Genomic DNA, 3,519 nt, shown 5'->3' on the forward strand with positions numbered 1-3,519 from the left:
AGGCGATGTAGTAGGAGATCTCTTCTGGCCGGCTCACGCTGCGGCGGGCGATCACCCAGTGGCGGTCGGGGCGGTGCTCGACGCGGCGGCCAAGGCGTCGGCCAGCTCGCCCATTTCGACATGCACCACCGCCACCGGCTTCGCCGGCGCCGTGGCCGCCGCGTCGCGCAGAGCCGTCGCGAGGACCTCGCCGCCGGATTCAGTGAGGCCGTTCTCCCCGACCCAGGGGATCGCCGTCACGACCACGGCGTCGCACGCGTCGTCCACCAGTGCCTCCGCGAGCGCCGCGCGGAAGTCGGCAGGGGTCGCAGCCGTCGTGAGGTCTCGCGGCGGGAGCGGGCGCAGGCCCTCCGTCAGGCAGGCGTCGTAGGTGAGGAGTCCGAGGGACTCGGAGTTGCCGAGGATCGCCACCCGCGGCCCGCCCGGCAGCGGCTGCCCGGCCAGCATCAGGCCCGCGTCGACCAGTTCGGTGACGGTGTCGACGCGGATCACGCCTGCCTGGCGCAGCAGCGCCCCGACGGTCGCGTCGGGGATCCGGGTGAACGGCACCGCGTGGCCCGGCGGCGTGCTGCCGCTGTGCCGGGCGCCCTTCACGACGACAACCGGCTTGAGGGCGGCGGTGCGCCGGGCGAGGCGGGTGAACTTGCGGGGGTTCCCGATCGACTCCAGGTACATGAGGACGACGTCGGTGTCCGGGTCCTCGTGCCAGTACTGCAGGAAGTCGTTCCCTGACACGTCCGCGCGGTTGCCGGACGAGATGAAGGAGGACAGGGCCGCACCACGCCTGTGCAGCCCGGACAGCAGGGCGATGCCGATCGCCCCGGACTGGGTGAACAGGCCGATGCGCCCGGGCGCCGGGGCCTGCGGCGCCAGCGAGGCGTTGAGCCGGACGGCGTCGGACGTGCTGATGATCCCGAACGAGTTCGGGCCGATGATCCGCATCCCGTAGGAACGGGCCTGCCGCACCAGTTCGCGCTGGCGCTCCCTCCCGGCCGCACCGCTCTCCGCGTAGCCGGCGCTCAGCACCACCAGCCCCTGGACGCCGTGCTCGCCGCAGTCCGCGACGGCTTCGGGCACCCGCTCGGCGGGGACCGCGACGATCGCCAGGTCGACGGGCTCCTCGATGTCGCCGACCGAGCGGACAGCGGGGATACCGTCGATCTCGCCGCGCGCCTCGGGGAACGCCCGGTTCACCGCGTACACCCTGCCCGTGAACCCGCCGCCGAGGAGGTTGCGCAGCGCGGTCCGGCCGACGCCGCCGGGGAGCCGGCCCGTGCCGACCACGGCCACCGAACCGGGCGCGAGCAGTCGCTGCACCGAGCGCGCCTCGGCACGCTGTTCGCGGCCGCGCTGCACGGCGAGGGACTCCTCCGTCGGCTCGAGGTCGAGGGTCAGATGGACGGAGCCGTCCTCGAAGCTGCGCTTCTGTGTGTACCCGGCGTCCCGGAACACCTTGATCATCTTGGAGTTGGCGGGGAGCACCTCCGCGGCGAACCGCCGGATCCCCCTCTCCCTGGCGACGGCCGCGATGTGTTCGAGCAGAGCGGAGGCGACGCCGCGCCCCTGATGGGCGTCCTGGACGAGGAAGGCCACCTCGGCCTCGTCGGCGGGTGCGCCTGCCGGCCTGCCCCGTGCGTCGATCCGGTCGTAGCGGACGGTGGCGATGAACTCGCCGCCGATGGTGACCGCGAGACCCACCCGGTCCACATAGTCGTGGTGCGTGAACCGGTGGACGTCCTTGGCGGACAGCCGGGGGTAGGGCGCGAAGAACCGGTAGTACTTCGACTCGTCGGAGACCTGCTCGTAGAAGCTGACCAGCCGGTCGGCGTCCTCGGTGGTGATGGGGCGGATCCGCGCCGTGCCGCCGTCGCGCAGCACCACGTCTGCTTCCCAGTGAGCCGGGTAGGCGTGCTCCTGCGAGGTCTGCATGGGGAAAGCCTACGGCCCGCCCACGGGTCGCGAAGGCGGTTCGCTGCGGGCAGGCTGGGGAGGCCGGTCGGCGGTCCGCCACCCCGTCCGAGTCGGCGAGGAGCACGCCGGAGCACATGAGACACTGGTCTAGACAACCCGCCAAGACTTGAAGGGCAACACCATGGCTGAACGCCGCGTCAACGTCGGCTGGGCCGAGGGCCTTCACGCCCGCCCCGCGTCCATCTTCGTCCGGGCCGCGACGTCTTCCGGCGTCCCTGTGACGATCGCCAAGACCGACGGCACGCCGGTCAACGCCGCCTCCATGCTGGCCGTGCTCGGTCTCGGCGCCCAGGGTGGCGAGGAGATCGTCCTCGCCTCCGACGCGGACGGCGCAGAGGCTGCCCTGGACCGCCTGGCCAAGCTGGTGGCGGAGGGCCTCGACGAGCTCCCCGAGGCCGTCTGAGCGCTCGGCACGAGGCGCATCGCACGAGGCGCCTGGCACGGGCGGAGTGCACACCGCTCCCCCGGCTGCGCGAGCCGTGCGGAGTACACCGCCCCGCAGCGGAAATCACGAACCACGCACGACAAAGCCGCGGCACTTCGAATTCCGGAAGCGCCGCGGCTTTTCGTTTACCGCTCCCCCGAGCAATTCCGGGCAGCATAAAACGGCCCGGCTCCAACACTCCCTTTTGTATACGCCGGCTGTTAATTCCGGCCGCTCGCCGTGTTTACGGCATGTTGCGAAGTCCTCACCCGCACCGCGCGCCGCAGCCGGTGCGCCGCAGCGACCCGCTCCGCGTGCAGGGCGGTCAGTGCCCGCGCGCGCTCCGCGTCGCGGCGCGCCACGGCGTCCACGATCGCCCCGTGCTCGGCCCAGGACTCGACCGGCTCGGCCGGCTGCTCCACGGCGTACATCCAGGCGGTCTTGTGCCGCAGCTGAGTCAGCAGAGCCGTCAGACCGGGGCTGCCGCAGGCCTGAGCCAGGGTCTCGTGGAACCAGGCGCCGAGGGAGCGCAGGTCCTCGCCCTGCCCCCGCCGCGCCCTGTCCTGGCCCAGCCTGACCAGGCCGCGCAGTACCTTCAGGTGCGCTTCCGTGCGGCGCTGGGCGGCACGCGCCGCGCCCAGCGGCTCGAGCAGCATACGGATCTCGAGAAGGTCGGCGGCCTCCTGCTCGGTGGGCTCGGCGACGCAGGCGCCCGCGTGGCGCCGGGTGACGACGAACCCCTCCGACTCCAGGGTGCGCAGCGCCTCGCGCACGGGAACGCGGGAGACTCCGTAACGGCGTGCCAGCTGCTCCTCGGTGAGCCGGCTGCCGCGTTCGAACACGCCGGAGACGATGTCGTCGCGGATCGCCGTGCATACCGAGTGCGCGGGAACGCGCATGACCGAACCTCCGCCTTGATCCGAGCGAAACGCAACCGATTGACGCGTGTTCCCGTGACTCTATTGCAATGCGCTCGGTTTTCCGACGGCAGGCGGGAACCCATGGAAACCTTTTGAATGAGCGGGCAATCACGGAATGGCGGAAACTAGCTGTTTTCCGACCCGCCCTCCATCGGGGGAGCCGTTGTAAACAGGATTCACATGGTCACGGTACGTACTGAAACC

At 71.4% G+C, this 3,519-nt stretch carries 3 protein-coding genes; 1 reads left to right on the forward strand and 2 read right to left on the reverse strand.

The window, feature by feature from the left end:
* Window positions 1–51: 51 nt before the first annotated feature.
* Window positions 52–1,929, reverse strand: coding sequence for a GNAT family N-acetyltransferase (locus ABZ070_RS36240; RefSeq protein ID WP_356640328.1), 1,878 nt, complete (start codon window positions 1,927–1,929; stop codon window positions 52–54).
* 163 nt (window positions 1,930–2,092) lie between these two features.
* Between ABZ070_RS36240 and ABZ070_RS36245 the strand changes: the two genes are divergently transcribed.
* Window positions 2,093–2,374, forward strand: a complete 282-nt coding sequence (locus tag ABZ070_RS36245) for an HPr family phosphocarrier protein (RefSeq protein WP_356640330.1) — start codon at window positions 2,093–2,095, stop codon at window positions 2,372–2,374.
* Window positions 2,375–2,616: 242 nt separating this feature from the next.
* On the opposite strand, the gene ABZ070_RS36250 is transcribed toward ABZ070_RS36245, so the two are convergent.
* A complete protein-coding gene (locus ABZ070_RS36250; RefSeq protein WP_356640332.1) occupies window positions 2,617–3,294 on the reverse strand; it encodes a GntR family transcriptional regulator in 678 nt (225 codons plus the stop codon).
* Window positions 3,295–3,519: the final 225 nt, after the last annotated feature.

The organism is Streptomyces sp. NPDC006283, from assembly GCF_040613325.1.
GTDB lineage: Bacteria > Actinomycetota > Actinomycetes > Streptomycetales > Streptomycetaceae > Streptomyces.